The sequence below is a fragment of the Streptomyces sp. NPDC027663 genome (genome assembly GCF_055566415.1).
Map to the genome: position 1 here is coordinate 332,448 of NZ_JBVHSK010000001.1, position 26,989 is coordinate 359,436.

Below are 26,989 nucleotides of genomic sequence, written 5' to 3' on the forward strand. Positions count from 1 at the left end.
ACCACTCGGCGGCCCGCTTCGCTCACCGGATCAGCTCTCGCCGTTCTGGGACAGGACCGACACGTCCTCCAGCAGGTGTGCCAGCGCGCCGTCGCGCTTGACGTTCGAGGAGTTCTCGGTGCACTGCTGCTGCATGTGGTCGGACAGGATCGGCAGGTCATGGACATTGACGCCGGCGAGGGCGCCGACACCCACCGGGAGGTCGCTGACCGCGATGCACGGCTTGTTGAAAGAGCCCTGGATCAGGGCGATCTGCGGACTCATGTTCCCGTACGTGGCCGAGTTGCCGTAGGTCTGCCATCCCGCGTTGCCGTTCGCGACGGTCGGCCCGTCGTCGTTCCCGATCGCCAGCGCCTGTGGTGCCGCGGCAGCGGAGGCGCCCAAGGCGGAGGCGGCGACGGCCGCAGTCGCAACAATCTTCTTGATCACTGGCCAGTCCTTTCTGAGGAAACCCCGTCCACCGGAGCCATCTGGACAACTCCGCGCGCGTCCCGCGGTTTCTCCCGTTCACCCTGTCGGCCGACGGGGTGAACGGGTCGTGTGGTTTTCGGATTGGTGACTTCTCGTCACCTCGCAGGTGTTTGCGCTCCAACCGAGTGAATCAGCGGAACCATTCCCGGTGGGTCGGGTTGATGAGGCCGTAGGGCATGCGTCGCTACAAGGAAAGGAACGCGAAGTGCTCAAGAAGGCAATGGTCGCAGCTGCGGCCGCCGCTTCTGTCGTGGGAATGGCGGTGGCGGCCGCGCCGCAGGCGCTTGCCATCGGCAACGACGACGGGCCGACCGTCGCGAACGGCAACGGCGCCGTGTCGTCGTTCGGTAACTCGGCGACGAAGGGCAACATGAGCCCGCAGCTCTCGCTGGTGCAGGGCACGCTCAACAAGCCGTGCGTCGGCGTCCAGGACGTCGATGTCGCCGTCACCGCGATCGTCGCTGCCACGCTCCAGGACATTCCGATCGCCTCGGACCACCTGCAGCAGCAGTGCTCCGACAACTCCTCCAACGCCAAGCGCGACGGTGCGGTCTCGCATGTCCTGGAGGACATCTCGGTTCTCTCGGCCAACGGCGAAAGCTGAGCCGACCTGGCCGGCCCGGGCCGTCCGCTGCCTCGCGCGCGGACTGTCCGGGCCTTTTTCCACGTACTCCGGCGAGGGAAGAGGCATGAGGGATCCGCGCGATCGAGTGATTGTCGCGCGGTCCGTGTTCCGTGCTCTCCCATTGTGTCTATCCCTCATTCCGTGTCGCGGCCTTTCTCGTCGTGCGCACACGGTTGTGGCCGTTATTCGGGGCATGACCCCAGAGAAGGGAACATTCATGAAGAAGACCGCCGCTCTCGTTACGGGCGCCATCCTGGCCCTGGGCCTGGCCGGTCCCGCCTTCGCCGACGCGGACGCCACGGGCGCCGCCATCGGTTCCCCGGGCGTCCTGTCCGGCAACGTCATCCAGGTCCCGATCCACGTGCCGATCAACATCTGCGGCAACACGATCGACATCATCGCCCTGCTGAACCCGACGCTTGCCAACTACTGCGTCAACCGCTGACGACGCAGCACCACACACCAGCCCCGGCTGTGTCTGGCCGGCCCCGGACCGTCGAACACCGATTCTTCGTTCCGGGGCCGGCCTTCCCACTGCTCCGAGCAGGAAGGCACGAGATTGCGACAGACCCTCGGCAAGGGCATGGTCGTGGCCGCCGCCGTGACCGGCGTCCTGTCCTTGTACGGCAGCTCCGCGCTCGCCGACGCACATGTGCAAGCCGCCACCCACAGGATCCCCGGGGTGGTGTCCGGGGACGACATCCAGGCTCCGGTGCACCCACCGGTGGACGCCTGCGGAGACTCCGCCGACGCGGCCGCGGCTCTGGACCGGGCGTCCGGCAACTCCTGTGCCGCCGACCACGGTTCGAAGGAGGGCGCCGACAGTCCGGACCGTGACGCCCACGGCGACGCCGACGAACGCCTCGACTACGCCCGCTCCGTCGTGCGAGACGCACACGACGGCTCCGAAGACTCCGCCTCGGCCGACTCCGCTTCCGAGGACTCGGGCTCGGCGGACAAGGGCTCGGGGGACTCCGGCTCGGCCGTCTCTGCCTCCGTGGGCTCCGGCTCGGACGTCTCCGCCTCCGTAGGCTCCGGCTCCGCCGACGCCGCCTCGGAGAAGTCCACCTCGGCCGATTCCGCCTCCCTGGACTCGGGCTCTGCCGATTCCGCCTCCGATAACTCGGGCCCTGCAGAATCCGCCTCGGAGAAGTCCAACTCGGCCGATTCCGCCTCCGTAATCTCCGGCTCGGCCGACTCTGCTTCCGAGGACTCGGGCTCGGCGGACTCGGGCTCGGGCTCGGAGAACTCCACCTCGGCCGACTCCGCCTCCGTAATCTCCGGCTCGGCCGAGTCCGGTTACGGCGACTCCGGACAGGGTGGCGCCGAAGCCTCCGTCGGTGACGGCGATCACTCCAGCTCCGGCAGCGACCACACCCTGCCTGACCGCGAGGGTGCCGAGAGCACTCCGCCGGTCGTCAGCGGGACGCCGCTTCCCTATGGCGGGGACGAGACGACCGCGCCCACCGGCAGCGGGACTCCGCCTCCTTATGGCGGGGACGAGACGACCGCGCCCACTCACAGCCAGACGCCGCCTCCCTACGGCGGGGACGAGACGACCGCGCCCACCCACAGCCAGACGCCGCCCCCCTACGGCGGGAGCGAGACGACTCCGCCCGTCGACAATCACACGCCGCCTCCGTATGGCGGGGGCGAGAGCACGCCCCCCGGTGGGGGCCACAGCACACCCCCCGGCGGCGACCACACCACGCCCCCGCCCGGCGGCGGGGAGCACCACCCCGGGCAGCCGCCCACGCTGCCGCACACCGGTGGTGACGCCCGTGCCATGATCGCGACCACGGCCGTCAGTGCCGTGCTGATCGGCCTCGGAACGCTCCTGTTCAGGCGAGGACGGGCAGCCTCCCGTCGTTAGCGGTGCCGGGTGCCGGGTGCCGGGTGCCGGACCGAACACCCGGCACCCCGCTCGCCAAGAACCCCTCGCTACCGGGCCTGCCTATGGCCGCCCCCGAGCGCCGCCAGCGCCCCGCGCCGCCGCGCCCCGGCGCCGCCAGCCCGCGCGCCGCCGCCCGCCGGCACCGCCAGCCCCCGCGCCCCCCCGCGCCGCCGGCCCCCCCGCCGCCGCCGGCCCCCCTGGCGCCGCCGGCCCCTCAGTGCCGTACCGCCTCCGGCATCTCGCCGCGGCGGCCGGCTGGGATTCGCCAGTCGGCCGGGCCCGTGCGCAGCCGCCGTCGTACCCCGCGCACCAGCGCGCCCGCCGTGAAGGTCGCGCCGTGCACGAACCGCATCGCCGGACCGAAGCCCGCGGCCGTGATCAGGCCGGCCAGGAACAGCCCGGGGTACGACGACTCGAACTCCGGCCCCACCTGCGGCGCCCCGTCGGTGCCCGTCGCCAGCAGGGCACGCAGGTCGGGGGAGAGCAGCCGCAGCCGGTCGCGGGTGGCCCGGAACCCGGTCGCGGCGATGACGTGCCCGGTCTCCAGCACCGCCGGACCACCCCGCCGGGCCGCGATCTCCAGGCGCAGCCCGCCCGGCACCTCATGGGCGGTCTCCACCTCCTGCCCGAGCAGCAGTTCCACCCGGCGTTCCACCCGTTCGCGCACCCACCAGGCGCCGGCCGGCCCGAGCGCGGCGGCCGCGATCCGGGTCCGGGTGCGCTCCGGCAGCCGCCGGAACAGACCGGGCCGCTCGGCGTAGAACCAGTTCCGCCAGCCGGGGCCGAGGGCACTGTGCGGGGAGCGGGCCGAGCGCCACCAAGGGCGCTCCCAGGGTGGGGGTACGTCGTTCCAGCACAGCCGGTCCGCGCGGGACAGCACCCGCACCCGGGTGCCCTGTTCGGCGAGCAGCGCGGCCGTCTCCAGGGCCGCCTGCCCACCGCCGATCACGGTGACGTCCTGGTCACGGAACCGGTCGAGGTCGGCGTGGTGGCTGCTGTGGGACACCAGGTGCGGCGGCAGGCCGTGCAGGACGGCCGGGGTCTCGGTGAACGGCAGTACGCCCACGGCCAGTGCGACCGTCGTCGCGGTGCACGTCTCCCCGTCCTCGGTGACGGCCTCGAAGCCGCCGGTGCACGGCGCCACCCGGGTCAGGGTCCGTTCGTCCACCCCGGGCACGGCGTTGCGGGCGAACCACAGGCCGTACTCGGCGAACACGTCCAGCGGGATCGGCTCGGCGTGCCGGGCCGTCATGCCACGGAAGGCACAGAAGACGTCGAGCCGCCAGCGGCCCTCGGGGTCCGACAGGTTGGAGGCCCACGGCTCCGACTTCAGGAACATGCCGCTGGGCATGTGGTCCCGCCAGGAGGCCATGGGCCGCCCGTGGACGCGGACCTTCAGGCCGGCCGCGGCGGCGTGCGACGCGATGGACAGGCCGTACGGGCCGGCGCCCACCACCAGCAGGTCGTACATCAGCATCTGCTCGCTTTCTCGTCGTCGGTCAAGCCGTGCGGCAGGCTCGGCGTGCCGGCCCGGGGGACCTGGCCGGGCCGGGGTGCCGGGACCGTCGTCGGTGCCGGCCCGGGGCGCCGCCGGCCGGTCAGCCGGCCCGTCACGTGCCGGGCCCACAGCGCCCACATCGCCCGGCCCGGAGCCGGGTCGTCCGCCGCGTGCCAGGCGAGTTCACGGCCGCCGGGCACGGGGCGCAGTGCGGCCAGCGGTGCGTAGTTCTCGACCACGAACTCCCGCCCCGGCAGCGGGACCCCGTCCGGCAGCGGACGGTGTGTCAGGTCGAGATGCAGGGCGCGTACGACGTCCAGGCCGGCGCTGTCGGTGAACAGCCGGAACTGGGCGCCGGGGCGCGGGTTGAAGTCGAGCAGGTGGTAGCGGCCGGTGCTGCCGCAGCGACGGAAGTCCAGGTCGAAGATGCCCCGGTAGCCCAGCTCGCCGGTGAGCCGCTCGGCCGGCGCCTGCACCTGCGGGTTGGGTGTCCACCGGCCGACCGCGGTCAGTCCCGCCCCGCGCGGCCAGGCCAGCTGCTTGCGGCCGGGCCCGCCGGCGCGCAGGACGCCGCTGCGGTCGGCGTACCCGTGGAAGAACCAGTCGCGGTCCGGGCCGGGCGGCAGGAACGCCTGGAGCAGCAGTGGGCTGCCCGCCTCCCCGGTGCGCAGGAACAGCTCCCGCGCCTCCCGTGCCGAGCGCAGCAGCACGGTCGAGCGCAGCCCGCTGCCGGCCGGCAGCAGCCAGGGCCGGCTCCACTTGGCCACCACCGGCAGCCCGAGGCGCCAGGCGGCAGCCGCCGCGTCCTCGGCGCTGTCCGGGATCAGGGTCGGCGGGTGCGGGATGCCGGTGGTGGCGCACACCTCGGCCAGCTGTGCCTTGTCGGCCACGCGCGCGGGCAGCTCACCAGGCTGCTGCGGCAGCAGATACGCGGGCGACAGCTCTTCGCGCAGCCGGCCGGCCGCGATGGCGCTCGCGTCGTCCAGGGGGACCAGCACCGCGGGCCGGCCGACCCGGGACGAGACCCGGCGCAGCACGGCGGCGATGTCGTCCGGGGACGCGCCCGGCGACGGCGGGGGATGCAGTTCCCCTACGAAACGCGAGGTGCGTACCGGGCTTCCGGCGGAGTCGGCGACGACGTGGACCTCGACGCCGGCTCTGCCGAGCGAGCGCACGGCACCCAGGGTGCCGTGGTGAAAGGGATTCCGGTCGATCCGCAGCAGCACCGCGGGGACCCGGATGTCCAGCAGCGACACGGGTTTTTTCTTCTTTCTCGATCCGTTCGCCCGTGCGGGGGTTCGGGCCACCTGATAGCCGTAATCGCACTGGCGGAATTCATACCGATATGACTGTGTGTCAATAGCGCCGCATGTCATCCGGTTTCTGTCACCGGTGAACGCAACGCGAGAAAGCAGTCGAGCGGAGAGAGGAGCAGGCATGGCTCCACAGCAGCGGCGGGACCGCCCCCGGCGGCTGACCGTGGTCGCGGCGGGGGTCGCCGCGTCGGTCGCCGTGGCGACAGGTCCCGGATTCGCGGCAGGGGTGGTGCGGGTCGCCGATCCTCCCGCGCCCGCCCCGGCCACTCCGGCACAGGCGACGGCTACGGTCGCCCCGCAGGCGAGCCCGCAGGCGACCCCTCCGGTCACGCCCTCGGTCGCACCACCGGTCACACCGAAGCCCCTGGTACCGGCGAGCACGGCTTCCGCAACGGCCACGACGTCCACGACGCCCGCGATTCCCGCGCCCGCCAAGGCGCTGCCGCCCTTCGGCGCCTTCCTCGACTCCGGGGCCCCCGGGGTCGCACGCATGGCCGAGCTGAGCCACTGGCTCGGCGGCACCGAGCTGAAGGTCGCCCACACCTATCTGCCCGGTGGCCGCTGGCGGGACATCGAGGGCTCGCCCGGCTTCCTGGACGTATGGGCGCAGTGGCGGCGCCAGAAGGCGGACCGGACACTCGTCCTCAACGTGCCGATGCAGGAACGCAACGAAGCGAACGTGCCGGACAGCGAGGTGCGGTGGCTGCTGCGGCAGGCCGCGGCGGGCATGTTCGACCATCACTTCAAGGCCCTGGCAGAACGGCTGGTGAAACTGAAGGTGCCGGACACGGTGATCGTGCTCGGCTGGGAGATGAACGGCACCACCTACACCCATCGCTGCGGACCGGACCCTCAGGCCTGGAAGACGTACTGGAACAGGATCGTCGCCACCATGCGCTCGGTGCCGGGCCAGAAATTCCGGTTCGACTTCACGCCGAGCCGCGGCCGGGACGCCGTGCCCTGGACCGAGTGCTATCCGGGGGACGCCACGGTCGACATCATCGGAATGGACTCCTACGACCAGCCGAGTGGACTGACGTTCGACGAACAGGTCAAGGAACCCTACGGCCTCCAACAGCACGTGGATTTCGCGAAAAGCCACGGCAAACCCATTTCCTATCCGGAATGGGGGCTCTTCCGCAACGGTGACAACGCCGAATACATGCGGCGCATGCTCGCCTGGATCGGCGAGCACAAACCGCTCTACAACACGCTGACCGACTACTGCCCGCACGGCGTGTGGCAGTGCTCCGCCAACCCGCGGGCGTCGCAGGTCTACCGGGCTGCCCTGTACGGCCGCACCGAGCAGCCGGCGCCGGCCGCCACGACGGCCCCGACGCCCACCCCGACGCCCACACCCGTGCCGACGCCCGAGCCACAGGTCAACTGCGCCCCGATGGACCTGGGCGACTGGGTCGAGCACTGGCTCGGCGGGAAGCTCTGCGTCCGCTTCGACTGGTGGTCGCGGGACCGCTAGTCCTGGCCGCGTTCCCGCCACCGGTGCAGCACCTCCTTGCCCCGCTGCCGGGCAGCCGCGTCGCACAGCGCGGCCGTCAGCAGTGGGGCGGTGCGCCGCCGGGCCATGAGCATCCGCCGGTTGACGACCCGTTCGGGCCGCCAGTGCTGCTTGTACGGCTCGTCGCCCCGCAGCAGGCTCAGCGTGCGCTCGCCGCCGCCGGAGTACTCGGTGCATGCGTCCAGCAGCATCACCGCCACATCCGCCTTCTGCCTGCGCAGATCCGGATGGGCGCCGTAGAGGTAGCCACCGGCCAGACTGCGCGAGAGCAGGGTCAGATCGACGGCCACCACCTCGTCGTCGACCCGGAACTCGGTCACCACCGCATTGCCCGCGCGCACCATCGGGCCCACCGCCCGCACCAGATGCTCACGGAACCGGGACTGCAGGTGCTCGCTCGTCACCTTCCGCCCCTCCCACTGCAGCCGGTGCAGCTCCAGCAGCCGGCCGAGCGCCGCGTCCACCTCCTGGGGACCCACCGCCTGCCGCTGCACACCCAGCACGGTCAGCCTGCGCAGCTTGGCCCGCACCCGCTGGCCGGCCTTGTTCGACGACAGCCGGGCGATCAGCTCGTCCATGGGCACGGCGGGCAGCTCCAGGCACACCGAGTCGCGGATCGTGCGGCGCGGTCCGCGCCAGCGGTCGTAGACCCGCTCCACCGCGCCGCCCGGACGCACCTCGCGGAAATCGACCAGCGCCGTGCGGGCCGCGTCCGCGAGCGCCTCGGCCAGGGCGCCGGCCGCCCGCCCGTCGTCGGCGTCGTCCAGGAGCACGTCCGCATAGTCGGAGATCGCCCCGCCGAGCGGCACCAGTGCGGGCAGCGGCCGGAGGACCAGCATCAGCGGTGCGACGGCCACCAGCTCGCCGCCGGCCCGTACCACCAGCAGCCTGAGCCGACCCCGCCTGCCGTAGGACAGCCACCACGAGTGCAGCCAGGCGTGGCTCTGGAACGGGGTCGCGGCGGCGCACCGCCCGTACAGCCGTCCCCACGCCGGGGCCAGAGCGGCGAAGGCGTCCTCGTCGGTGACGAGTTCCGCGCTCAGGGCGGGGAGTGCGGTGCGCGCCGTGAACGTCGTGCTCACAGCTGTCCGTGCGCGTCGGCGGCGACGGCGGGCCCGGGCACGGAGGCAGGACGGGCGGTCTCCTCCTCCGGCCGGCGCCGCGGCCTGGCCAGCAGCGCGAGGGCGCCGAGCAGCCCACCCGCGCTCGCCCCGACCAGTCCGGTCACCACGGCGGGCGCCGAGGCGGGCTCGGCCGGCTTGGCCGCGCGCGAGAACTGCAGCAGTTCGACGTGGGTGGCGGCCTTGGACGCGTTGGCGTGCCGGGTGAGGGCGCGGGCGACCGCGTTGGCCATGTCGGCGGCCTCGGCCCGGCGGACGGAGGTCGCGGAGACGGCCACCATCGGGGCGTCCGGCGAGGTCGCCGTGCGCACGCTGCTGCGCAGGGTGGACACCGGCACCCTGGCCCACACCTGGGCGTCGCCGAGCACCGCGACCTGGGTGGCGACCCGGCCGTAGGCCTGCGCGAAGCCCAGCGCGGTGGCGGTGTCGGACCGCTCGGTCGGGACGGCGACGACATAGCTGGTCGCCGTGTACTCCGGCGGCTTCAGCACGCCGTACCCGCCGCCGAGCAGCCCGCCCACGAGGACGCCGGCCGCCACCACGGACCAGGGCGGCAGCGCGCGGGCACGGGAGAGACGGGAGGTACGGAGCGGGGCGTGGTTGTCGGTCATGACGGGCTGACTCCCTGGAGGGACTGAGGGGATCGGGACTTGGGGACCGTGCAGGAGAGCGCCGCCGCGTAGACGTCCATGAGCCGGGCGGCGCTGCGGGTGATGCAGTAGTGGCGGGCCGCCTCCGGAGCGGCCCGGGGGCCGGGCCCGGCGGCACGGACCGCGGCGAGCGCGCGGGCGTAGGCACCGGCGTCGCACGGGACCCGCAGCGCCTCCGGGGCGGCCTCGGGCGGCAGGTCCTGGAGGGCCGGGCAGGAGGTGTAGCGCACCGGCAGCCCGGCCGCGAGGGCCTCCACGACCGCGAGGCCGAAGGCCTCTTCGGTGGAGGGGGCGGCCAGCACGTCCATCGCGGAGGCCAGCGCGGGCAGAGCGGGACCGGACGAGCCGTCGGGCAGACCAGGCCGCTCCCCCGCGAACAGCACCCGGCCGGCGACCCCCGCCCGCTGCGCGGCCCGTCGCAGCGCGGGCTCCTGCGGGCCGCCGCCGACCAGCAGCAGCCTGCAGTCGGCGGGCAGCCCGGTGAGGGCGCCGATCAGGACGTCGAAGCGTTTGCCGGGGACGAGCCGGCCGACGCCGCCGACGACGAACGCCTCCTCGGGCAGCCCCAGCAGGGCCCGGGTACGCCGGCGGGACGCCGGGTCGAAGCCGAACCGCGCCAGGTCGATGCCGTTGGGCACGACCGCGATGCGCGGCTCGGGCACGCCCCAGCGGGTGAGCCGGGCGGCGACCGTCGGAGACACGGCCACGGTGGACCGGCCCAGCCGCTCACCCATCAGATACAGGGCGCGGACCCCCGACGTGAGCGGCCGGCCCTCCATCTGCGAGTCACCGAGGGAGTGTTCGGTGGCGACGACCGCGCGCACCCCGGCCAGCCGGGCGGCGATCCGCCCGTACAGGCAGGCCCGGTACAGGTGGGTGTGCACGAGGTCGTACCGGCCGCGCCGGATGAACCGGGCCAGCCGGGGCAGTGCGGCCAGGTCCCGGTTGCCGGCCATGCCGAGGTGCGCCACCCGCACCCCGTCGGCGGCCAGCCCCTCGGCCACCGGGCCGGGGTTGGTCAGCGTCACCACGTCGCAGTCGACGGGCAGGTGCCGCAGCAGCAGCCGCAGTTGTTGCTCCGCACCGCCCACCCCGAGCCCGGTGATGACGTGCAGGACCTTCACCGCAGCCCCTCGACGGGCCGCCGCCGCAGCCGGTGCAGCCGGTACTTCAGGAACAGGCGTACGGTGGTGTCGTTCTGTCCCACGTGCACGCGCGGCAGGACGTGCAGGCCGCTCAGCTCACCGGGGTCGATGGCACAGGCGTAGCCGTAACCGGCCGCCCGTACGGCCTCCACGGCACGCCGGTCGACGGTGCCGTACGGATAGCAGAAGCCGGTGACCGGGGCGCCGGTCAACTCCTCCAGCGCGGCCCGGCTCTGCACGGTCTCGGCCTTCAGCAGGATGTCGTCGGCCCGGGTGAGGTCGACATGGGTGAGGCCGTGCGAGCCGATCTCCACGCCCGCGGCGGCGGCCTGCCGGACACCCTCGGCGGTCAGCAGCGGTTTGCGCGGGCCCAGCGGATCCCACGCGTTGTCGCCGCCGAGCCGGCCGGGCAGCACGAACAGGGTGGCGGTGCACTCCCAGCGGGCCAGCAGCGGCAGGGCGTGCCCGAGGAAGTCGGCGTACCCGTCGTCGAAGGTGACGCCCACCAGATCCTGCCCCGCGCCCCGCGCCCGCGCGGCGAGCAGCTCGGTCACCGACACCCCGCGCAGCCCCCGCCGGCGCAGCCAGCGCAGCTGTCTGTCCAGCCGGCCCGGGGTGACCGTGATGCGGTACGGATCGTCGGAGCAGTCGCCGACCGAGTGGTACATGGCGATCCACGGGACCGCGCCGGAGGTGAGAGTCCGGGCCGGTGCCGGGGACTCAACGCAGGACGGCATGGGCGAGCCTTCGGGTGAGAGTACGGACGGAACGGAGTGCGGGTGCGAAGCCCTGGGCACCCAGGGCCATGCCGAGCAGGACGAACACCACGGTCACCGTGGCGCCGCCGGCGGCCAGTCCGGCGAGCGGCCCCGACGTCAGGCGCGCCACCAGTCCGCCGGCCACGGCGGCCACCGCCGCCGCCCGCAGCGGTCGGCTCAGCTCGCGCAGCAGCGACCCGGTCCGGATGGGCACGCTGCGGTTGCCCATGCCGGCGAGCAGCAGGACGGCGGTGACGGTGATGCCGGCGGCGTTGGCGGCGGCGATCCCGGTGACTCCCCAGGGACCGACCGTCCAGGCGCCGGCCCAGGAGGTCGCGACGATCCCCGCGGCCATCGCCGACATCGGGTACCAGGTGGCCCGGCCGGCCGAGAAGTAGGAACGGACCAGGACGCCGGTCAGGGTCTGGCCGAGCAGCCCGAGCGCGTAGATCCGCATCACCCCGGCGGTCGCCGCGGTGTCCTCGGCCGTGAACGCGCCCCTCTGGAACAGCAGCCCGATCAGCTGCGGGGCACACGCCACGACCGCGGCCGTGCCGAGCAGCACCAGGCAGGCCGCCAGCGCCAGATCCCGCTCCACCCGGCTGCGGGCCCGTTCGGTGTCACCGTCGGCCAGCGCCCGCGCGACCACCGGGAAGGTGACCGTGCACAGCATCATCGACAGCGTCATCGGGATCTGCGCGACCTTCTGCGCGTAGTTGAGATGCGAGATGGCACCGGCGGGCAGACCGGAGGCGAGGAACCGCTCGATCAGCACCTGCGACTGCCGGCACAGCGCGAACAGCAGCACGGTGGCCAGCAGCGGCACGTCCAGGGGCCGGGCCTCGGCGATGTCCTTGGCGACCGAGCCACCGGTCCTCCGGCGACGCAACTGCCCCACCAGCGAGGGCAGCTGGACCAGCACCATCAGACAGCCGCCCGCCGCTACCCCGGCCGCCGCCGACCGCACTCCCCAGTGGCCGCCGAGGGCGTACATCGCCGTGACGATGCCGAGGTTGTAGACGATGTAGATGGCGGCCGGCGCCAGGAAGCGGCGGTGCGCCCGCAAGGCCGCGCTGCAGTACCCGGCGAGACCGAAGCTGAGCACACAGGTCGCGGTGAGCCGGGTGCAGTCCACGGCGAGGGCCTGGTCGGGCAGGCCCGGCGCGAGCACCCCGACGAACTGCGGCGCGAGCAGCGCGAGCAGCGCCCCGACCGCCACGAACGCCAGCGCCAGCCGTGGCAGGGTGCCCGTGACCAGCGACCGCACGGGGTCCCCGGGGGCGCCCTGGGCGCGGCGGGCCAGGGCCCTGCTGAACGCCGGGATCAGTGCGAAGGCCAGCCCGTCCTCGATGAGCAGCGTGGCCGCGAACTCCGGCACGGTCCAGGCCACCAGAAAGGCGTCCGTGTCCTGCCCGGCCCCGAACAGCCGGGCCAGCGACTGATCCCGCACCAGCCCGAGCAGCGCCGCCGCGACCGAGAGCCCGGCGGTGATCAGCGTGGCCCTGGCGAGAAACCGGCCGGTGGGCGGGGCCTGTTCGGCGGGCGGGGATGGTGTGGGCGGGGTGCCGTGGCTGTGGGTGGGCGGTGGTGCGGTGGGGGTGTCCTGGCCGGGGGGCGGGGGTGGGGTGGCCGGGACGTCGCGGTCTGGGGTCGGGGGTGGTGTGGTGGGGGTGTCTTGGCTGTGGGTTGGGGATGGTGCGGCCGGGACGTCGCGGTCTGGGGTCGGGGGTGGTGCGGTGGGGGTGTCCTGACCGAGGGTCGGTGGTGGTGTGGCCGGGGTGTCTTGGTCCGGGGGAGGGGATGGTGTGGCGGGGATGCGTGGACCGAGGGCCGCGGGTGGCGCGGCCGGGACGTCTTGGATCAGGATCGCGGGGGGCGTGGCCGGGGTGTCCTGGCCGAGGGCCTCGGGGGGTGTGGCCGGGGTGTCCTGACCGAGGGCCGCGGAGGGTGTGGGCGGGGCGTCCTGGCCACGGGGCGCGGGCGGTGCGGGCGGAATGCACTGGCCGGGAGCCGCGGGTGGCCGCAGGGCGTGCCCGGCGCCGGAGGGCTCCGCGCTGGAAGGCTCCGCGCTGGAAGGCTTGGCGCCGGGCGGCTTGGCGCCGGAAGGCTTGGTGCCGGGCGGCTTGGTGCCGGAGGGCTCCGCGCCGGCCGGCTTCGCGCCGGGAGCGGCGGGTACGGCCGAACGCGCCACCGGCAGCGAAACCGCGCCGGACGGCGTCTGGTTCCCCGGCCCCGCGTCCGCCGCCGATGCCTGACCCGCACGGACCATCGGCCCCGGCACACCACCGGTTCGGAAACTCGTCATCGTTCGGGCCTCCGGCTCCGCGCCACGGCACGGGACGTACAGGGCGTTGTCACCCTCATCGCAGGGCCGCCTCCCCGGTCGCCGCTTCCTGCGCGGCCGGAGCGGCGGTGTGCTCGCCGTCGCCGGTGCGGTCGCCGCCCACCAGCGCCCACCAAGCGATCAGGCCGAAGCACACGGCCGTCAGCACGGTGGACGGGCCGCCGATGTCGGCGTACGCGAAGTCCACGAGCTGCCACACCAGCAGCCCGCAGGAGACCAGAGCGCAGTCCAGGCCCCGGCCGCCGGCCGCGCGGGTCCGCCACAGGCCGCGCAGGGCGCGGACCAGCAGGGCGAGCCAGCCGCCCGCCAGGCACAGCAGCCCGATCAGGCCCTGCTCGCTCAGCACCAGCAGGTACATGTTGTGCGGGGAGAGCAGCGGCTGCCGGCGGTAGGCCGCGCCCGCGCCCTCGGTGTCGCTGCCCGAGGACAGTGCGAGCGAGGCGTGTCCGTCGCGGTAGTCCGGGAAACCCTTCAGACCGACGCCGGTCAGCGGCCGGTCGCGCCACATGTCGGTGGCCGCCGCCCACATCGTGTACCGGTCGGTGACCGACTGGTCGGGCGCGTCGGTGACCTGGGTGATGCTGTCCATCCGCTCCTGCAGCATCGCCGTACCCACCCCGAGTCCGCCCACCAGCACCACGCCCGCGGCCACCACGACCGCCGCGACCTTGACCGCCCGGCGCAGCCCGGCCAGCACCAGCTGGACGGTGAGCGTGAGCGCGGTGGCGATCCAGGCACCCCGGCTGAAGGACAGGGCGAGGGGGACCGTCAGGGCGAGCGCACAGCAGGCGGCGATCGCGCGTTCCCGCGCGGCCCGGCGGCCGAGCGCCAGACCCACCGCGCACACCAGCCCGAACGCCACCACGGTCGCCATGCCCATCACGTCGGTCGGCCCGAAGGTGCCGACCGCCCGGATGTCCTCGCCCTGGTAGGAGGCACCGGTCCCGGTGACGTACTGGTGCACGCCGATCGCCCCCTGCCAGCCCGCGAGGCCCACGAACGACCAGGCCAGCAGCCGGAAGTCGGCCCGGCCGCGGACGAGGAGCACGACGGCGGACGGGACCAGGACGAAGATCTGGAGGTAGCGGCCCAGACCGGTGATCCCGGCGCCCGGCGAGACCGCGTGCACGGCGGCGAGCGCGAGGCCGGTCACCGGCAGACCGAGGATCACCGCGGCGGTCCGGCCGAGCGGGCGGCGGCGCGCGCGCAGCTGGCGTACCGCGCAGAAGACGACGACCAGCGCGGACAGCGCATCGGCGGGGCCGGCGCCGCCGTCGCCGCCGGGGGCGACCGGCAGCGCGAGCAGCGCGACCACGGCCACGACCGGCAGCACCGGAGAGAGCCGGGCGGGGTGGCGGAGCGGCAGAGCGAGGGCCATCGGTCAGCTCCCCGTGGAACGCACGAGCGCGGCGGCGGTGCGCAGCAGGATGCAGACGTCCTGCCACAGCGACCAGTTGTCGATGTAGGCGTTGTCGAAGCGGGCCCGGTCCTCGATGGACGTGTCGCCGCGCAGCCCGTTGATCTGGGCGAGCCCGGTGATCCCGGTGTGCATGCGGTGGCGGGCCGCGTAGCCCGGGTAGGCCTTGCTGAACTGGGCGACGAAGTAGGGGCGTTCCGGGCGCGGGCCGACCAGGCTCATGTCGCCCCAGAAGACGTTCCACAGCTGGAGCAGCTCGTCCAGCGAGGTCTGCCGCAGGAACCGGCAGAAGGGGCTCATCTGCCGCTCCCCGGCCACGCTCCACCGGGTGGCCGCCTCGTGCTCGTCGACCGGGCGGTGGGTGCGGAACTTCAGCAGCGTGAAGGGGCGGCCGTCCTTGCCGATGCGCTCCTGCCGGAAGACCACCCCGGGCCCGTCGGTGAGCCGCAGCGCCGCCGCGCAGACCAGCAGCACCGGGCTGGCCAGCACCAGCAGCGTGCCGGACACCAGCACGTCCAGCAGCCGCTTGCCGGCACTGCCACGCCGCCGCGAGCCCAGGTCGAGCCGGCGTACGGCGAACCCGGCGAGCTGGTCGCGCAGCTCGTACGCCGGAGTGTCCGCGTCCACCTCCCACAACGTGCAGCCCGACTCGGCGAGCGCCCGCAGCAGTGGCCCCTTCTCGGTGCGCACGGCCGGGTGCACGGTGAGCACGACCCGCACCCCGTTCTGGATCAGCGCCCGCTCCACCTCCTCGCCGGTGGTCAGCACCGGCAGTCCGCCGGCGCCCTCCGGGTGTTCGGCGACCACGCCCACCGGCCGCACCCCGCAGCGCGGATGCCTGAGCAGGGCGGACGCCACGCGCTGCGCGGTCGCGGCGGACCCGATCACCAGGGCGGTACGGGGGCGGCGCACCGCCGCCACCCGGCGCCGCCAGTGCACAGCGCCCCGGCCGGCACAGGCCGCCGCCGCGTGCAGCGCCCAGCCGAGCAGCAGAGCCGGGACGGTGAGGGCGCGTTGCGGTTCGCAGGCGGCGAGCAACGCGGCGACGCCCAGCCAGGCCACCGCGATGCGCCCGCACACCAGGGGCAGTTCGTCGAGCACACCGGGTACCGGCCGCGCGGAGGGCGGACGCAGCAGCAGCGCACCGGACACCAGCACGGCGACCAGCACCGGCCGGTGGGCGGCCCCCTCCAGCGAGACCGCGCCCACCAGCGCGGCGAGCAGATCGGCGGCGAGCAGGGGCAGTGGCGAGGCGGGCCGAGCGGGCGGGCGCCGCAGCGGGAACCGGAAGCCGCCGGCGGCGCGGGCCGGCAGGACCGAGACGGGCGAGAAACCGGAGTCCCATGGCTGCGCGCCGGGGGAGGGGACGGTACTTTCCGCAGTCACGAGTGGATGGACTCCCTGCACTCGGAGGGCACGGGCTGGGCTGTTTCTGTGTGCGCCGCGGGGGCACGGTCGAGAAGCTCGCGGTAGAGCGCCGCGACCCGCTCGGCGGTGTGCCGCACGTCGTGCGTGGCCAGGACATGCCGGCGCCCCTGGTCGCCGAGCGCCGCGAGCGACGGCCGGTCGGACAGCAGCCCGGTGACCGCCCCGGCCAGCGCCACGGGGTCCTCCGGCGGCACCAGGCAGCGCGCGGCGTGGGCGGCCGGCAGACTCTCGCGGGCGCCGTCGACGTCGGTGAGCACCACGGGCCGGCCACAGCCCAGCGCCTCCAGCGGGGAGAGCGCCATGCCCTCCCAGCGCGAGGGCAGCACCACCAGATCGGCGGCCCGGTACCAGGGCACGACGTCGTCGACCGCGCCGGCGAACTCCACGGAGGGGTGCGCCTGTTGCTCCAGGGCCGCGCGGTCGGGGCCGTCGCCGACCAGCACGAGCCGGGCCTGCGGCAGCGCGCCGAGCACGTCGTGCCAGGCGCGCAGCAGTACGTCCTGGCCCTTCTGGCGGCAGAGGCGGCCCACGCAGACGACGAGGGGGCGGGTTGCTTCGGCGGGCTGCGGTGCCGGAGACGGCGCCGGTGCGAAGTGTGCCGTGTCGATGCCGTTCGGGATGACGGTGTACACGGCGCGTACTCCAGCGCGCAGCCCTCTCGTGCGCTCTGCCTCGCTGACGCACACCACTCGGTCGGCCCAGCGCGCCCCCCACCGCTCCCAGCGCAGCGCGAGCGCCGCGGTGAGTGAGCCGACCGCCTCGAAGGACCAGGCGTGCGGCTGGAAGACGGTCGGGATGCGGCCCCGGACGGCGAGCCGGGCGGCCAGTCCCGCCTTGGCGCTGTGTGCGTGCACCAGTGCGGGCCGTACCTCCTCGATCAGTTGTGCGAGCCGTCGTACCTCGCCGGGCAGCGCGGGCCCCGGTGAGCGGCCCGCCTGCCAGTCGCGTACGTCGGCGCCCAGCTCTCGCAGGCCCGCGGCCAGTGCGCCGCCGGGGCAGGCCGCCGTGACCTGCAGACCGGCCGTGAGCTGGGCCCGAGCCAGGTCGAGCACGACCCGGGCGACACCGCCGTCGACGGGTTGCGCGAGGTGCAGGACCCGGGGCAGAGGGTCGGCTGCTGACTGGTGCATTCGCGGATTACCTCGCTCATGGGGGGCGCTCGGGCTGCGGTCGTGAACGCGCCTCAGTCCCGGGCGTCCACGGCGACGAAGAGCGCGCCGGCCCATGCCGCGTCCGCGTGGGAAACGAGCCGGAAGCCTGGCTGGTCACCGCCCCGACGCAGAGCCGCGCCGAGATCGAACACGTCGGAGTCGTAACCGAGCGTGTTGGCGTAGGCCGGAATCCGCCGAGCCGGTACGGCGCCCGGTTCGCTGATCGTGGAGTTCAGTACGTCGTCCGGGGGATTGGCGGAGTCGCCGAGTGCGACGGGCGTGCGCCGGGGGCTGGGGGAGAGCGTGAGCGTCTCGCCCGCGCTGCCCCGGTCGCCGTCGTACGCCACCAGGCCGACTCGGCCGCCGGCCCCTTCCGGCACCCGCACCCCCTCCAGCCCGACGTCGACGGGGGAGTCCAGCGACTCGAAGCCGTCCCACAGGGTCAGGTCCCGCAGCGGTTCCGCCGGGTGCTCGTACGCCACCACCAGCGTCCAGCCGCCCCACACCCCTACCGCCGACCTGCCGTTGGCGACGTTGACCTGGGCGACGGTGTACAGCCCCGAGCCGCTGTCGCGGACCAGTCCGGTGACGTCGGCCGAGGCCTGGAAGGCGTCCACGCCGGGCGCCGCCCGGCGGCTCACGACCGCGTCGGCGAGGAGTTCCTTGTACTGGCCGCCCGGTTCGGCGACCAGTACCCGTCCGTCGTCCTGCGACGGCTTGTGCTCGCCGGCCAGCAGACTGCCGCCCCAGTACAGCCGGGCGTAGGTCACCCGGCCGCCCGCGGGGACGCGCACCTCGGCCTGGGAGGAGTTGTAGGTGCCGGGGTCGCTGTCGACGTCGACGCAGAACATGTCGAAGTCGCCGTTGGCCGCGGTCTCTCCGTCCCGCACCGCCTGGCAGGCGGACGCCTCCGGGGTGCGGCAGCTGACCGAGGCGTTGGCCGCTCGGACGAACCCGCCGTGCTGCACCGCGTGGTGGCGCTGGGCGAAGGCCGGCCGCGCTGCCCCGGGGGCGGGCGGCGCGGCGGGCCGGCCGGCGGGCCGGGCGGCGGCCGGGTCGGAGAGGGCGGCGAGGACAAGGGAGGCGCCGGCCGTCGTACGCAGCAGCGGACCCAGGAACTTGCGCATGACCGGCGGTGCCCTTTCGCACGTGCTGGAGAGGTCCGCAACACTACTGGCAATACGGGCGAATACGGAGAAACCGGGCAAGTGTGTCGGAATCGTGAAGGCGTACTTATTCGTACATCACCCCATTGGCGGCACAACCCCCAGGGGTGCCGCGCGTTGACACAGCGCCGGGCGTCCGCCCGGATGTTGTCGATCCCAAGGAGCACCTCTCCATGTCGCGTATCGCGAAGGGCCTGGTTCTGACCTCCGCCGCCGTCGCGGCCGTCGCCGGCGGTGCCGGCGTGGCCTCCGCCGACTCCGACGCGCACGGCGTCGCCGCCAACTCGCCGGGTGTGGTGTCGGGCAACGTCATCCAGGTTCCGATCCACATCCCGATCAACGTCTGCGGCAACACCATCGACGTCATCGGTCTGCTGAACCCGGCGTTCGGCAACACCTGCCTCAACGACTGACGTCGGGACGCAACCCCTTCGGCCGGCCGTCCGCCCCGCGCATCCGCCGCGGGGCGGACGGCCGGTTCTGTGCACCCGTTCGGTACTCCCTCGGACGGATCACACGGGCGTCCGAGCGGTTGCGAGGCGCGATCGGTGAACGGACGGTGGGCTCAGGTCCCACCGTCCCACCGAAAGGAACCCCCGCCATGCGTGATCTGCCTGCCCGGCGTCTCGCGTCCACCGCTCTCTGCGCGGCCGTCCTGGTCGGCATCACCGGCCCGGCCGCCGTCGCCGCCGACTCGGCCCGGGAGCACGACCGCGCCGCCTCCCGGGCGCCGGTTCCCGCAGCGGAGAGGGAGAAGTTGCTCGCCCAGGTGAGAGCACTCGGCACCACCGGCTCCGTCCTCAACCCGGTCGTCGACCTGCTCGACCAGTCCCTGCAGAAGGGCAGCCTCCCGGCCGGCGAGGCCAGAAGGCTGGGCGACGCGGCGAAGAAGGCCATCGCCGAGGCCGTCGCGCACCCGTCGTCGCTCACCCCCGTGGCCCTGGCGACGCCCACGGCCCCCACCCAGCCGGCGAAGCCCACTCGGCCGGCGAAGCCCACGACCGCTGCGTCCCCGACAGTCCCCGCATCCCCCACGACGGCTGCCAAGCCCGCAGCGCCCACGACCCCCGCGTCCCCGACGGCCCCGGCATCTCCCGCGACGACTGCCAAGCCCGCGAACCCCGCGTCCCTGACGGCTTCGGCGGCTCCGGTGACCGCCGCGAAGCCCGCCGCGCCCGCCTCACCCACCGCGCCCGCCGTGCCCAGCAGCCCGGCCGCCCCCACCGTGCCCGCGGCTCCCACGGCCCCCGGTGCGTCGGTGGCGCCCGCCGTTCCCGCGGCTCCGTCCGTGCCGGCGGCCTCCGCCGCGATGATGCCGGTGAAGCACGCGGTCGTCGTCGGCAAGCTGCCCTCGTCCCGTGACATCACCAGCGACGCCCTCGCCGCCCTGCAGGCCGCGATCGACAACCTGGTGAAGACGGTCACCGACGGCCTCGGCGGCCTCCTGTCGTCCGCCTCCGGCGTGGTGTCCGGCCTGGTCGACCTGCTGACGTCGACGCTCCTCGGCAACGACCTGCCCGCCCCGGAAGTGGCCTCGCTGCCGTCCCTGCCCTCGCTGCCCCCGGCACCGAGCCTGCCGACGACCGGCTGACGCGGGCATCCCGGCTGATCGCAGAGGGATTTCATATGTCTTCTCCGCACGGGGTTTCCGGCCCGGCCGGAAGTCGTTGGACACGGCGTCCGGAATCCCTGGGGTGACGTGAGTCGCCGATGAAAGGAACACGATGAAGTCCCTGAAGGCTGCCGCCGTTGTCGCCGGTTCCGTGGCCCTTGCCGGCGTCGCCGCACCCGCGTTCGCCTACAACGCCCACGACCTGCCGCCCATGAGCCTCAACGGTGCCGTCGCCGAACTGGCCGAGAAGCCCCCCACGGTCAAGGACCTGATGCCGCTGCAGCACCAGTCGGACGCGCTCGACACCGAGAACAAGGACTCCGTCCTGAGCAGCGTCAAGGGCGCCACCACCACCCTCAACAAGAAGGGACTGCTCGGCGGCCTGCCGGTCAAGCGCTGAGGCTCTCGTCCCGCAGGGGCCGGTACCGCACCCGCGGTACCGGCCTCTGGCGTCTTCGGTGCCGGATCCCCCGATCGTGTGGAGCGTCCCCGGGCACTGCTCCGGAAGGGTGAGAAGCCGCCCGGGCGTGCCGCGGCCCGTCGATATGGTCGCGCGGTGACCTCAGTACCGAGCGAAACCCGTCCCTTCCGCGCCGCCGATCTCGGCACGCTCGCCCTGCTCGCCTGGATGGCCAGGAACGAGCAGGGCGAAGGCCGGACCCCCTGTCTCCTCGCCTGCTCCCTCGGTGACGGCCCGGACGGCCCCGAGGCCGCCTCCGCCGCCGTCGAGCGGCTCCTCGGCGACATGGGCCTGCCCGTCGGCGGCGAGCCCGTCGACGGCACCACCCGGCCGAGCCTGAAGGTCAGCATGCTGGTCGCGGCCGGGCAGATCGTGCTGCAGATGCCGAACGTCACCAGCCAGGTCACCCCGCCCGCGGACTGGCTGCAGGCGGTCGAGAAGCTCGGCTACACCTACTTCATGTTCACCACGCGCATCTGCCCCTCGACCGGTCCGCGCCGGCCGGTCACCGGGGTGGCGCTGGCCGCGTTCGCGGGCGCCCCGGAGACCACGAGCGCCGCGGCGCACGTCTACCTGCCCGCCCGCAGCCTGCGCGTTTGATGCCCCGTCAGGTGGGCGGCGGCCGTTGCCCAGCCCTGCTGCTCGTGCTCTGCGGAGCGGCCGGGCTGCTCGCCTCCTGGGTCATCACCCTGGACGAGTTCAAGCTGCTGGAGAACCCGGCCTTCGTCCCCGGGTGCAGCCTGAACCCGGTGGTGTCCTGCGGCAGCGTGATGAAGAGCGACCAGGCCTCGGTCTTCGGATTCCCCAACCCGATGCTGGGCCTGGTGACCTACGGCATCGTGATCTGCGCCGGAATGAGCCTGCTGGCCGGCGCCCGCTTCCCCGGCTGGTACTGGCTGCTCTTCGAGGCCGGCTGCCTGTTCGGCGTCGGGTTCGTGACCTGGCTGCAGTTCGAGTCGCTGTACAGGATCAACGCGCTGTGCCTGTGGTGCTGTCTGGCCTGGGCCGCCACGATCCTGCTGTTCTGGTACGTGACGTCCGTCTGCGTGCGCAACGGCTTCATTCCCGCCCCCGGCCCGCTGAAGTCGTTCTTCGCCGATTTCACCTGGGTGCTTCCGGTGCTCCACATCGGTGTGGTCGGAATGCTCGTACTGACCCGCTGGTGGGACTTCTGGACGAGCTGACTAATACGGCACCCGGGCGAAATGTGCACTCAAGGAGTTTTCCGCTCGTTACGCGGTACGGACGTCGAACCCCGCATCCTGAAAGGGACCGTACCTGACATGAAGCCGACCACCCGAGGAACCCTCGCCGCCGTCGTCACGGGCATCGCGGCCACCGTGGGGGCCGTCGGCCCTGCCGCGGCGGCCGGTACGGTCCCCATCCCCGTGCCCCTGGGCGGCGTCTCCAACGCCCTCGGCATGGAGATGCCGCACGTCGGCGCCGAAATGCCGCTGGTGACGCCGGGCGCCCCCCACGGACCCCGGTTCGTCACGGGCCGGCTCCTGCCGGACCCGGTCGTGCCCCAGGTGCCGGTGGCCGGCGGACTGCCGGGCCTGGACGCCAGGGCCCCGCTGCCGCACGTCCTCGGCGAAGGCGTCGACCACCTCGGCGTGGACGCCCCCGCCAACGACCTGCGGGCGCTCGGCCCCGGCCTGTCCGCGGACGCCCCCCTGACGCCGCCCACCCCCGGGCGCTTCGGCGTCCCGGCAGCCAAGCTTCCCGACGTCGCCGTCCTCGCCCCGGCCCTGCAGACCGTCGCCGGCACCGACCTGACCGCCGGCACCGGGCTGTAGTCACTTACGGCCGAACACGCGGCCGTTCCCCCGCCCGGACGCGCGGTCGTACCCGCGGGTGTCCCCACCGTGGCCGTACCCGCGGGTGTCCCCACCGTGGACGTACCGCGGCCGTTCCCACCGCGGCCGTTGCCGGCACGGCCGTACCTCCTATGGCTCTTCGGCAGTGACCCCGTGCGGCCTGCGCCGGTTAGCCGGTACGGACATCTGAACCCGGACGAGGAGTGAGCGATGGTCGTCGGTGTCGGCGGAGCGGCGGTCGGTGCGGAGCAGCAGGCCAGAGCGGGGGCGGCCGCACCTACGCGGAGGGAGGTGGCACGCGGACTGCTGGGCTCCGCCGCCGCACTGGCGCTGGCCCCGCTCGTCGCCGCCTCCCGGCCCGTGCCCCCCGCGGACGGTCCCGTCGGCCATTCCTTCGACGAGATGTACCAAGGCCGCCGGATCCGGGGCGCCCTGATGCCGGCCGTGGGCCCCGAGGAGGCCGGCGGCGGCTGGGAGATCACCGTCGACGGCCGCCCGCTGCACCTCATGCGCCGGGCCGACGGCACCTGGCTGAGCATGGCCGACCACTACACGTCGTACCGGACACCGCTGGAGGCGGCCCGGGCGGCCGTCGAGCAGATCGGCCCCGGCCAGCGGCTGCGCGACCTGGCGCCGGGACCGGTCGGCGGCGCACACGGCGGACACCTGCACACGGGGGGACAGCATGGCGTACGTGCGTAAGGACGTCAGCACGCTCACCCGCACCGAGCGCCGGCGGTTCGTCAACGCACTGCTGGAGCTGAAACGGCGCGGCGAGTACGACGAGTTCGTGCGCATGCACATCGACTTCTACACCTCCGACGGCGAGGACGGCCTGCGCACCGCGCACATGACGCCGTCCTTCCTGCCCTGGCACCGCAGATTCCTGCTGGAGCTGGAACGGGCGCTGCGCCGCGTCGACTCGTCGGTGACCGTGCCGTACTGGGACTGGACCCGCAACCGCACGACGACCTCCGTGCCCTGGACCAAGGACCTGCTCGGCGGCAACGGGCGCCGCTCCGACCGTCAGGTGATGACCGGTCCCTTCGCCTACTCGGCGGGCCACTGGACCATCCGGGAGGGCATCACGGACGGCAGGTTCCTCACCCGGGACCTGGGGCGCGCCGCCGCCCCCATCCAACTGCCCACCCGCAGCGAGCTGCAGAGGGCGCTCGGCGACCCCGTCTACGACGCGTGGCCGTGGGACTCGACGGTGCGCAAGGGTTTCCGCAACAAGCTGGAGGGCTGGGGGAGCGGCGCGGGCAGCGCATCCTGGCGCAACCACAACCGGGTGCACCGCTGGGTCGGCGGCGCGATGATCGGCGGCGCGTCCGTCAACGACCCGGTGTTCTGGCTCCACCACGCCTTTCTCGACCTGGTGTGGCAGCGGTGGCAGCGGGCCCACCGCAGCCACCGGTACCTGCCGGCCCGCCCGCCCGGGCCCAGCGACAAGCAGCACAAGCGGATCGTCGCCCGGTACGAGAAGCTGCCGCCGTGGAACGAGACCCCGGACCAGCTGGACGACGTCAGCCGCATCTACCGGTACGCGTGAGACCGGTTCGTGAGGCACGGGACCTGCCGCACGGAAGCTGAGGCAGGGGACCCGACGCACGGGACCCGGAGACCGAGGCACGGGACGTCCGAGACGTGATGTACGGGACCCGATGTACGGGGACCCGATGTACAGGACCTGATGTCCGACACCTGATGTACGGGGACCCGATGTCCGAGACCTGATGTCCGAGACCTGATGTACGGGACCTGATGAACGGGACCCGATGTACGGGAAGAGCCCCGGCGCTCGGAATGCCGGGGCTCTTCCTTGTGGTGCGGGTCGGCTCAGCTGCCGTAGCCCTCGCTGCCGCCGGAGCCGGCCTTGCCGTGGTGGCTGTCGTTCAGGCAGGCGTTGCCGAACGCCGGGTTCAGCACGCCGATGACGTCGATGGTGTTGCCGCACACGTTGACCGGCACGTGGACCGGAATCTGGATCACATTGCCCGACAGGACGCCGGGGGAACCGACGGCCGCGCCCTCGGCACCGGCGTCGGCCAGGGCCAGACCGGCCCCGCTGATCATCACGGCGCCGGTGCCGAGAGCGACCACGGCCGCCTTCGCGATGCGAGACATCACGTTCTCCTTCTTTAGCTCGGAAAGCGCAGCGACAGGCCAGCCGCCGCACTTCCCGTTCAACGGCGCCGCGCGGGGCTGGTCACGGTGATCAGCCGCGGATCACTCTTTCAACGGCAACGGTCCCCACCAGGGGCAACCCGGGCGGGCCGCGCGGGGCACCCCGGCGTTATTCACAGGCAGCGGGCCGGGACGTTCGCCTACCCTCCGGCCATGGACAACGACAACGTTCCCGACGCGCGCGAGCGGTCCCGGCAACTGATCGGTGTGCTGGCCGACGAGAGCCGGCTGCGGGTCTTCGCCGCGGTGGCGCTGGGCGCGAAGAACCCCGAGGAGGTCGCCGCAGCCGCCGGCCTGTCGCCGAAGGACACGGCGCTCGCGCTGCTCAGGCTGCGTGAACAGGGGGCCGTGGCCGGCAGTGGGACGGACGGCGGCCTCGCCGTCTCCTACGACCTCCTGCGCGAGCTGGCCCGCCCGGAGCGACCTGCACGCCCGGCCGGGAACGACGTGGTGAGCACCTTCGTACGGGACGGCCGGCTGGTACGGCTGCCGGCCCAGTGGACCCGCAAGCAGCAGGTGCTGCGGCACATCGCGGAGCAGACCTTCGAGCCGGGCGTCGCCTATCCGGAGCGGGTCGTGAACGAGCGGCTGCGGGCCTGGTGCAAGGGATCCGACCAGATCGACCATGTGACGCTCCGGCGCTGTCTGGTGGACCTCCACGAGCTGCGCCGGAGCGAGGGCGTCTACGAGCGGGTGACGGCGGGAGCTTCCTGACCCGGACCTCAGGTCCGGCGGCCACTCGGATTACAGATCTGACCTGTCGTCAAATCTGACCCAACGTCAAACAAGTTGCCGTAGCGCGGTGGTCCCCCTGCCCGGCCGTCGGGGCAGGCGTCCACCGCGGGGCCGCCCCTTCCTCTCGCTGTCAGGGCAGGCGCCGCACCGGAGAACCCGCCAGGTAGGCCCGGATGTTCTCCACCGCCTGGCCGTAGTACGTCGTGTAGTTGGCGTGCGAGACGTAGCCGAGGTGAGGCGTGGCGAGCAGGCGGGGCGCGGAGCGCATCGGGTGACCGGCGGGCAGCGGCTCGCTGTCGAAGACGTCGACGGCGGCGCCGGCGATCCGGCCCTCGTGCAGGGCGGCCAGCAGTGCCTCCTGGTCGACGATCGCCGCGCGGGAGGTGTTGACCAGGTAGGCGGTCGGCTTCATCAGGCCGAGTTCGGCGGCGCCGAGCAGTCCGCGGGTTCGGTCGCCGAGGGCGAGGTGCACGGACACGAAGTCACTCCCGGCCAGCAACTCCTCCTTGGACCCGGCAAGTTCCACCCCCACCTCCGTGGTCCGCTCCTTGCCGAGGTTCTGGCTCCACGCACTCACCCGCATCCCGAAGGCGAGCCCGACCTGCGCCACCCGGCTGCCGATCTTCCCCAGTCCCAGCAGGCCCAGCCGGCGCCCGTACAGATCGGCACCCACGGTCGACTGCCAAGGACCGTTGTCACGCAGGGCGTTGTTCTCCAGGACGATCCCCCTGGCCAGCCCGAGCAGCAGCGCCCAGGTCAGCTCCACCGGCGGGGTGCTCGAACTCGCCGTACCGCACACGGTCACACCGTGCGCCTCCGCGCCGGCGTAATCGATCACACTGTTGCGCATCCCCGAGGCGATGAGCAGCTTCAGCCGGGGCAGCCGGGCGAACAGCGAGCCTGGAAAGGGAACGCGCTCGCGCAAGGTGACGACGATGTCGTAGCCGGCGAGAGCCGAGGCGAGAGCATCCTCCCCTTCGAGATGCTCGCGCAGCGCAACGACCTCCACCTGCTCACCGATCACCGACCAGTCGGCCAACTCGGCGGCCACACCCTGGAAGTCGTCCAGTACGGCACAGTGAAGTCGCACGTCGTCTCCCTTCTTCGTCGGGGTGACTCTAGCGAGTGGGGTTGCGCAGCCGGACGGTCAGTGCCGTCGCGCACCTGGAGCCCGGGCGCTCGACCCGGGATTCTGCGCTGCGAGTTCCGCCGAGTGGCCGGTGCGCCCCGTATGGCTCCCCCGGTGAGCGCCGGGGGAGATGCCGATCTAGCCTCCGAAATGAGCGCTTATTGGATCTTCTGACAGTGCGCTCTACTCAGCTCAAGGAGGAGACATGCGCAAGCTTCACAAGGCAGCTGTCGCGGTCGCCGTCATCGGTGGCGTCAGCTTCATGGGCACCGGCCCTGCCACCGCCCTGGCGGCGAAGGGCATGTACGGCGGCGGTGGCGGGTGCAAGTCGCACGACATGAACATCGACATCCTCGGTGAGGTGGGCATCCTCAATGGACTGGGCGGCAACCTGCTGAACGGCGAGGGCAACCCAGGCGCACAGGCCACCGACATCGGCTCCGATTGCGGCTGACGGCAGGGTCACGCGACGCACTGCACCGGGTCTCGGTGCCAGGGCGGTAGGCCCTGCGCCCGCCAGGCCACCAGTGGTCGCGTGTCATGGGTTCA

The 26,989-nt window shown here is 73.3% G+C and carries 28 protein-coding genes; 14 read left to right on the plus strand and 14 right to left on the minus strand.

Annotation, left to right across the window (positions count from 1 at the left end; translation table 11 throughout):
• Nucleotides 1-30: 30 nt before the first annotated feature.
• Nucleotides 31-429 (minus strand): rodlin, encoded by a 399-nt coding sequence (locus tag ACZ4SF_RS01470; protein WP_468376653.1) that lies wholly within the window; start codon nt 427-429, stop codon nt 31-33.
• A gap of 247 nt (nt 430-676) precedes the next feature.
• Between ACZ4SF_RS01470 and ACZ4SF_RS01475 the strand changes: the two genes are divergently transcribed.
• The 3 genes from ACZ4SF_RS01475 (at nt 677) to ACZ4SF_RS01485 (ending at nt 2,969) form a co-directional block, all read left to right on the plus strand.
• Entirely contained in the window at nt 677-1,075 is a 399-nt protein-coding gene (locus ACZ4SF_RS01475) for a rodlin (RefSeq protein WP_468376654.1), read from the plus strand.
• Between the two features lie 238 nt (nt 1,076-1,313).
• Nucleotides 1,314-1,541, plus strand: coding sequence for a chaplin (locus ACZ4SF_RS01480; protein ID WP_468376658.1), 228 nt, complete (start codon nt 1,314-1,316; stop codon nt 1,539-1,541).
• A 114-nt stretch (nt 1,542-1,655) separates the two neighbouring features.
• Entirely contained in the window at nt 1,656-2,969 is a 1,314-nt protein-coding gene (locus ACZ4SF_RS01485) for a chaplin family protein (protein WP_468376660.1), read from the plus strand.
• A 235-nt stretch (nt 2,970-3,204) separates the two neighbouring features.
• On the opposite strand, the gene ACZ4SF_RS01490 is transcribed toward ACZ4SF_RS01485, so the two are convergent.
• Together ACZ4SF_RS01490 and ACZ4SF_RS01495 are read right to left on the minus strand one after the other, a co-directional pair.
• The gene (locus tag ACZ4SF_RS01490; RefSeq protein WP_468378262.1) at nt 3,205-4,461 is read right to left on the minus strand and encodes an FAD-dependent oxidoreductase; all 1,257 of its coding nucleotides are present in this window, start codon (nt 4,459-4,461) and stop codon (nt 3,205-3,207) included.
• Nucleotides 4,461-5,744 carry a carboxylate--amine ligase gene (locus tag ACZ4SF_RS01495; RefSeq protein ID WP_468376662.1) on the minus strand — a complete coding sequence of 428 codons (1,284 nt, stop codon included), beginning with the start codon at nt 5,742-5,744 and terminating at the stop codon, nt 4,461-4,463. Before ACZ4SF_RS01495 ends, ACZ4SF_RS01490 begins: the two co-directional genes overlap by 1 nt.
• A gap of 181 nt (nt 5,745-5,925) precedes the next feature.
• Between ACZ4SF_RS01495 and ACZ4SF_RS01500 the strand changes: the two genes are divergently transcribed.
• Nucleotides 5,926-7,281, plus strand: coding sequence for a glycoside hydrolase family 26 protein (locus ACZ4SF_RS01500; RefSeq protein WP_468376665.1), 1,356 nt, complete (start codon nt 5,926-5,928; stop codon nt 7,279-7,281).
• On the opposite strand, the gene ACZ4SF_RS01505 is transcribed toward ACZ4SF_RS01500, so the two are convergent.
• The 9 genes from ACZ4SF_RS01505 to ACZ4SF_RS01545 all read right to left on the minus strand — a co-directional run bounded on the left by ACZ4SF_RS01505 (nt 7,278) and on the right by ACZ4SF_RS01545 (nt 18,461).
• On the minus strand, nt 7,278-8,402 hold the full coding sequence (locus ACZ4SF_RS01505) for a GNAT family N-acetyltransferase (RefSeq protein ID WP_468376668.1): 1,125 nt from the start codon (nt 8,400-8,402) through the stop codon (nt 7,278-7,280). The two genes, ACZ4SF_RS01500 and ACZ4SF_RS01505, sit on opposite strands and share 4 nt — an antisense overlap.
• Nucleotides 8,399-9,052, minus strand: coding sequence for a YveK family protein (locus ACZ4SF_RS01510; RefSeq protein ID WP_468376671.1), 654 nt, complete (start codon nt 9,050-9,052; stop codon nt 8,399-8,401). The genes ACZ4SF_RS01505 and ACZ4SF_RS01510 overlap by 4 nt, the downstream gene beginning before the upstream one ends.
• Nucleotides 9,049-10,215, minus strand: coding sequence for a glycosyltransferase (locus tag ACZ4SF_RS01515; protein WP_468376674.1), 1,167 nt, complete (start codon nt 10,213-10,215; stop codon nt 9,049-9,051). The genes ACZ4SF_RS01510 and ACZ4SF_RS01515 overlap by 4 nt, the downstream gene beginning before the upstream one ends.
• Nucleotides 10,212-10,973, minus strand: coding sequence for a polysaccharide deacetylase family protein (locus tag ACZ4SF_RS01520; protein WP_468376677.1), 762 nt, complete (start codon nt 10,971-10,973; stop codon nt 10,212-10,214). Before ACZ4SF_RS01520 ends, ACZ4SF_RS01515 begins: the two co-directional genes overlap by 4 nt.
• Complete coding sequence (gene murJ / locus ACZ4SF_RS01525) at nt 10,957-13,020, minus strand: murein biosynthesis integral membrane protein MurJ (RefSeq protein WP_468378264.1); 2,064 nt, start codon at nt 13,018-13,020, stop codon at nt 10,957-10,959. Before murJ ends, ACZ4SF_RS01520 begins: the two co-directional genes overlap by 17 nt.
• 334 nt (nt 13,021-13,354) lie before the next feature.
• Nucleotides 13,355-14,716, minus strand: a complete 1,362-nt coding sequence (locus ACZ4SF_RS01530; protein ID WP_468376680.1) for an O-antigen ligase family protein — start codon at nt 14,714-14,716, stop codon at nt 13,355-13,357.
• Between the two features lie 3 nt (nt 14,717-14,719).
• Nucleotides 14,720-16,141 carry a sugar transferase gene (locus ACZ4SF_RS01535; RefSeq protein ID WP_468376682.1) on the minus strand — a complete coding sequence of 474 codons (1,422 nt, stop codon included), beginning with the start codon at nt 16,139-16,141 and terminating at the stop codon, nt 14,720-14,722.
• The gene (locus ACZ4SF_RS01540) at nt 16,138-17,313 is read right to left on the minus strand and encodes a glycosyltransferase (protein WP_468376685.1); all 1,176 of its coding nucleotides are present in this window, start codon (nt 17,311-17,313) and stop codon (nt 16,138-16,140) included. Before ACZ4SF_RS01540 ends, ACZ4SF_RS01535 begins: the two co-directional genes overlap by 4 nt.
• 53 nt (nt 17,314-17,366) lie before the next feature.
• Nucleotides 17,367-18,461 (minus strand): DUF3344 domain-containing protein, encoded by a 1,095-nt coding sequence (locus ACZ4SF_RS01545; protein ID WP_468376688.1) that lies wholly within the window; start codon nt 18,459-18,461, stop codon nt 17,367-17,369.
• A gap of 212 nt (nt 18,462-18,673) precedes the next feature.
• On the opposite strand from ACZ4SF_RS01545, the gene ACZ4SF_RS01550 reads away from it, so the two are divergent.
• The 8 genes from ACZ4SF_RS01550 to ACZ4SF_RS01585 all read left to right on the plus strand — a co-directional run bounded on the left by ACZ4SF_RS01550 (nt 18,674) and on the right by ACZ4SF_RS01585 (nt 23,941).
• Nucleotides 18,674-18,913 carry a chaplin gene (locus ACZ4SF_RS01550; RefSeq protein ID WP_468376689.1) on the plus strand — a complete coding sequence of 80 codons (240 nt, stop codon included), beginning with the start codon at nt 18,674-18,676 and terminating at the stop codon, nt 18,911-18,913.
• A 188-nt stretch (nt 18,914-19,101) separates the two neighbouring features.
• Complete coding sequence (locus ACZ4SF_RS01555) at nt 19,102-20,091, plus strand: hypothetical protein (RefSeq protein WP_468376692.1); 990 nt, start codon at nt 19,102-19,104, stop codon at nt 20,089-20,091.
• A gap of 133 nt (nt 20,092-20,224) precedes the next feature.
• Nucleotides 20,225-20,512 (plus strand): hypothetical protein, encoded by a 288-nt coding sequence (locus ACZ4SF_RS01560; protein ID WP_468376695.1) that lies wholly within the window; start codon nt 20,225-20,227, stop codon nt 20,510-20,512.
• Nucleotides 20,513-20,668: 156 nt separating this feature from the next.
• The gene (locus tag ACZ4SF_RS01565) at nt 20,669-21,172 is read left to right on the plus strand and encodes a DUF5949 family protein (protein ID WP_468376698.1); all 504 of its coding nucleotides are present in this window, start codon (nt 20,669-20,671) and stop codon (nt 21,170-21,172) included.
• Nucleotides 21,172-21,756, plus strand: a complete 585-nt coding sequence (locus ACZ4SF_RS01570; protein WP_468376700.1) for a vitamin K epoxide reductase family protein — start codon at nt 21,172-21,174, stop codon at nt 21,754-21,756. Before ACZ4SF_RS01565 ends, ACZ4SF_RS01570 begins: the two co-directional genes overlap by 1 nt.
• 99 nt (nt 21,757-21,855) lie before the next feature.
• On the plus strand, nt 21,856-22,368 hold the full coding sequence (locus ACZ4SF_RS01575) for a hypothetical protein (RefSeq protein ID WP_468376702.1): 513 nt from the start codon (nt 21,856-21,858) through the stop codon (nt 22,366-22,368).
• 231 nt (nt 22,369-22,599) lie between these two features.
• The gene (locus tag ACZ4SF_RS01580) at nt 22,600-23,091 is read left to right on the plus strand and encodes a tyrosinase family oxidase copper chaperone (RefSeq protein WP_468376705.1); all 492 of its coding nucleotides are present in this window, start codon (nt 22,600-22,602) and stop codon (nt 23,089-23,091) included.
• The gene (locus ACZ4SF_RS01585) at nt 23,075-23,941 is read left to right on the plus strand and encodes a tyrosinase family protein (RefSeq protein ID WP_468376708.1); all 867 of its coding nucleotides are present in this window, start codon (nt 23,075-23,077) and stop codon (nt 23,939-23,941) included. Before ACZ4SF_RS01580 ends, ACZ4SF_RS01585 begins: the two co-directional genes overlap by 17 nt.
• Before the next feature lie 287 nt (nt 23,942-24,228).
• Here the strand turns inward: ACZ4SF_RS01585 and ACZ4SF_RS01590 are convergent, their stop codons facing one another.
• Complete coding sequence (locus ACZ4SF_RS01590) at nt 24,229-24,516, minus strand: chaplin (RefSeq protein ID WP_468376711.1); 288 nt, start codon at nt 24,514-24,516, stop codon at nt 24,229-24,231.
• A 213-nt stretch (nt 24,517-24,729) separates the two neighbouring features.
• Between ACZ4SF_RS01590 and ACZ4SF_RS01595 the strand changes: the two genes are divergently transcribed.
• Complete coding sequence (locus ACZ4SF_RS01595; protein ID WP_468376714.1) at nt 24,730-25,290, plus strand: DUF2087 domain-containing protein; 561 nt, start codon at nt 24,730-24,732, stop codon at nt 25,288-25,290.
• A 151-nt stretch (nt 25,291-25,441) separates the two neighbouring features.
• Here ACZ4SF_RS01595 and ACZ4SF_RS01600 read toward each other — a convergent pair whose 3' ends face one another.
• Nucleotides 25,442-26,401, minus strand: coding sequence for a D-2-hydroxyacid dehydrogenase family protein (locus ACZ4SF_RS01600; protein ID WP_468376716.1), 960 nt, complete (start codon nt 26,399-26,401; stop codon nt 25,442-25,444).
• A 244-nt stretch (nt 26,402-26,645) separates the two neighbouring features.
• On the opposite strand from ACZ4SF_RS01600, the gene ACZ4SF_RS01605 reads away from it, so the two are divergent.
• The gene (locus tag ACZ4SF_RS01605) at nt 26,646-26,894 is read left to right on the plus strand and encodes a hypothetical protein (RefSeq protein ID WP_468376719.1); all 249 of its coding nucleotides are present in this window, start codon (nt 26,646-26,648) and stop codon (nt 26,892-26,894) included.
• The last annotated feature ends 95 nt before the right edge of the window (nt 26,895-26,989 follow it).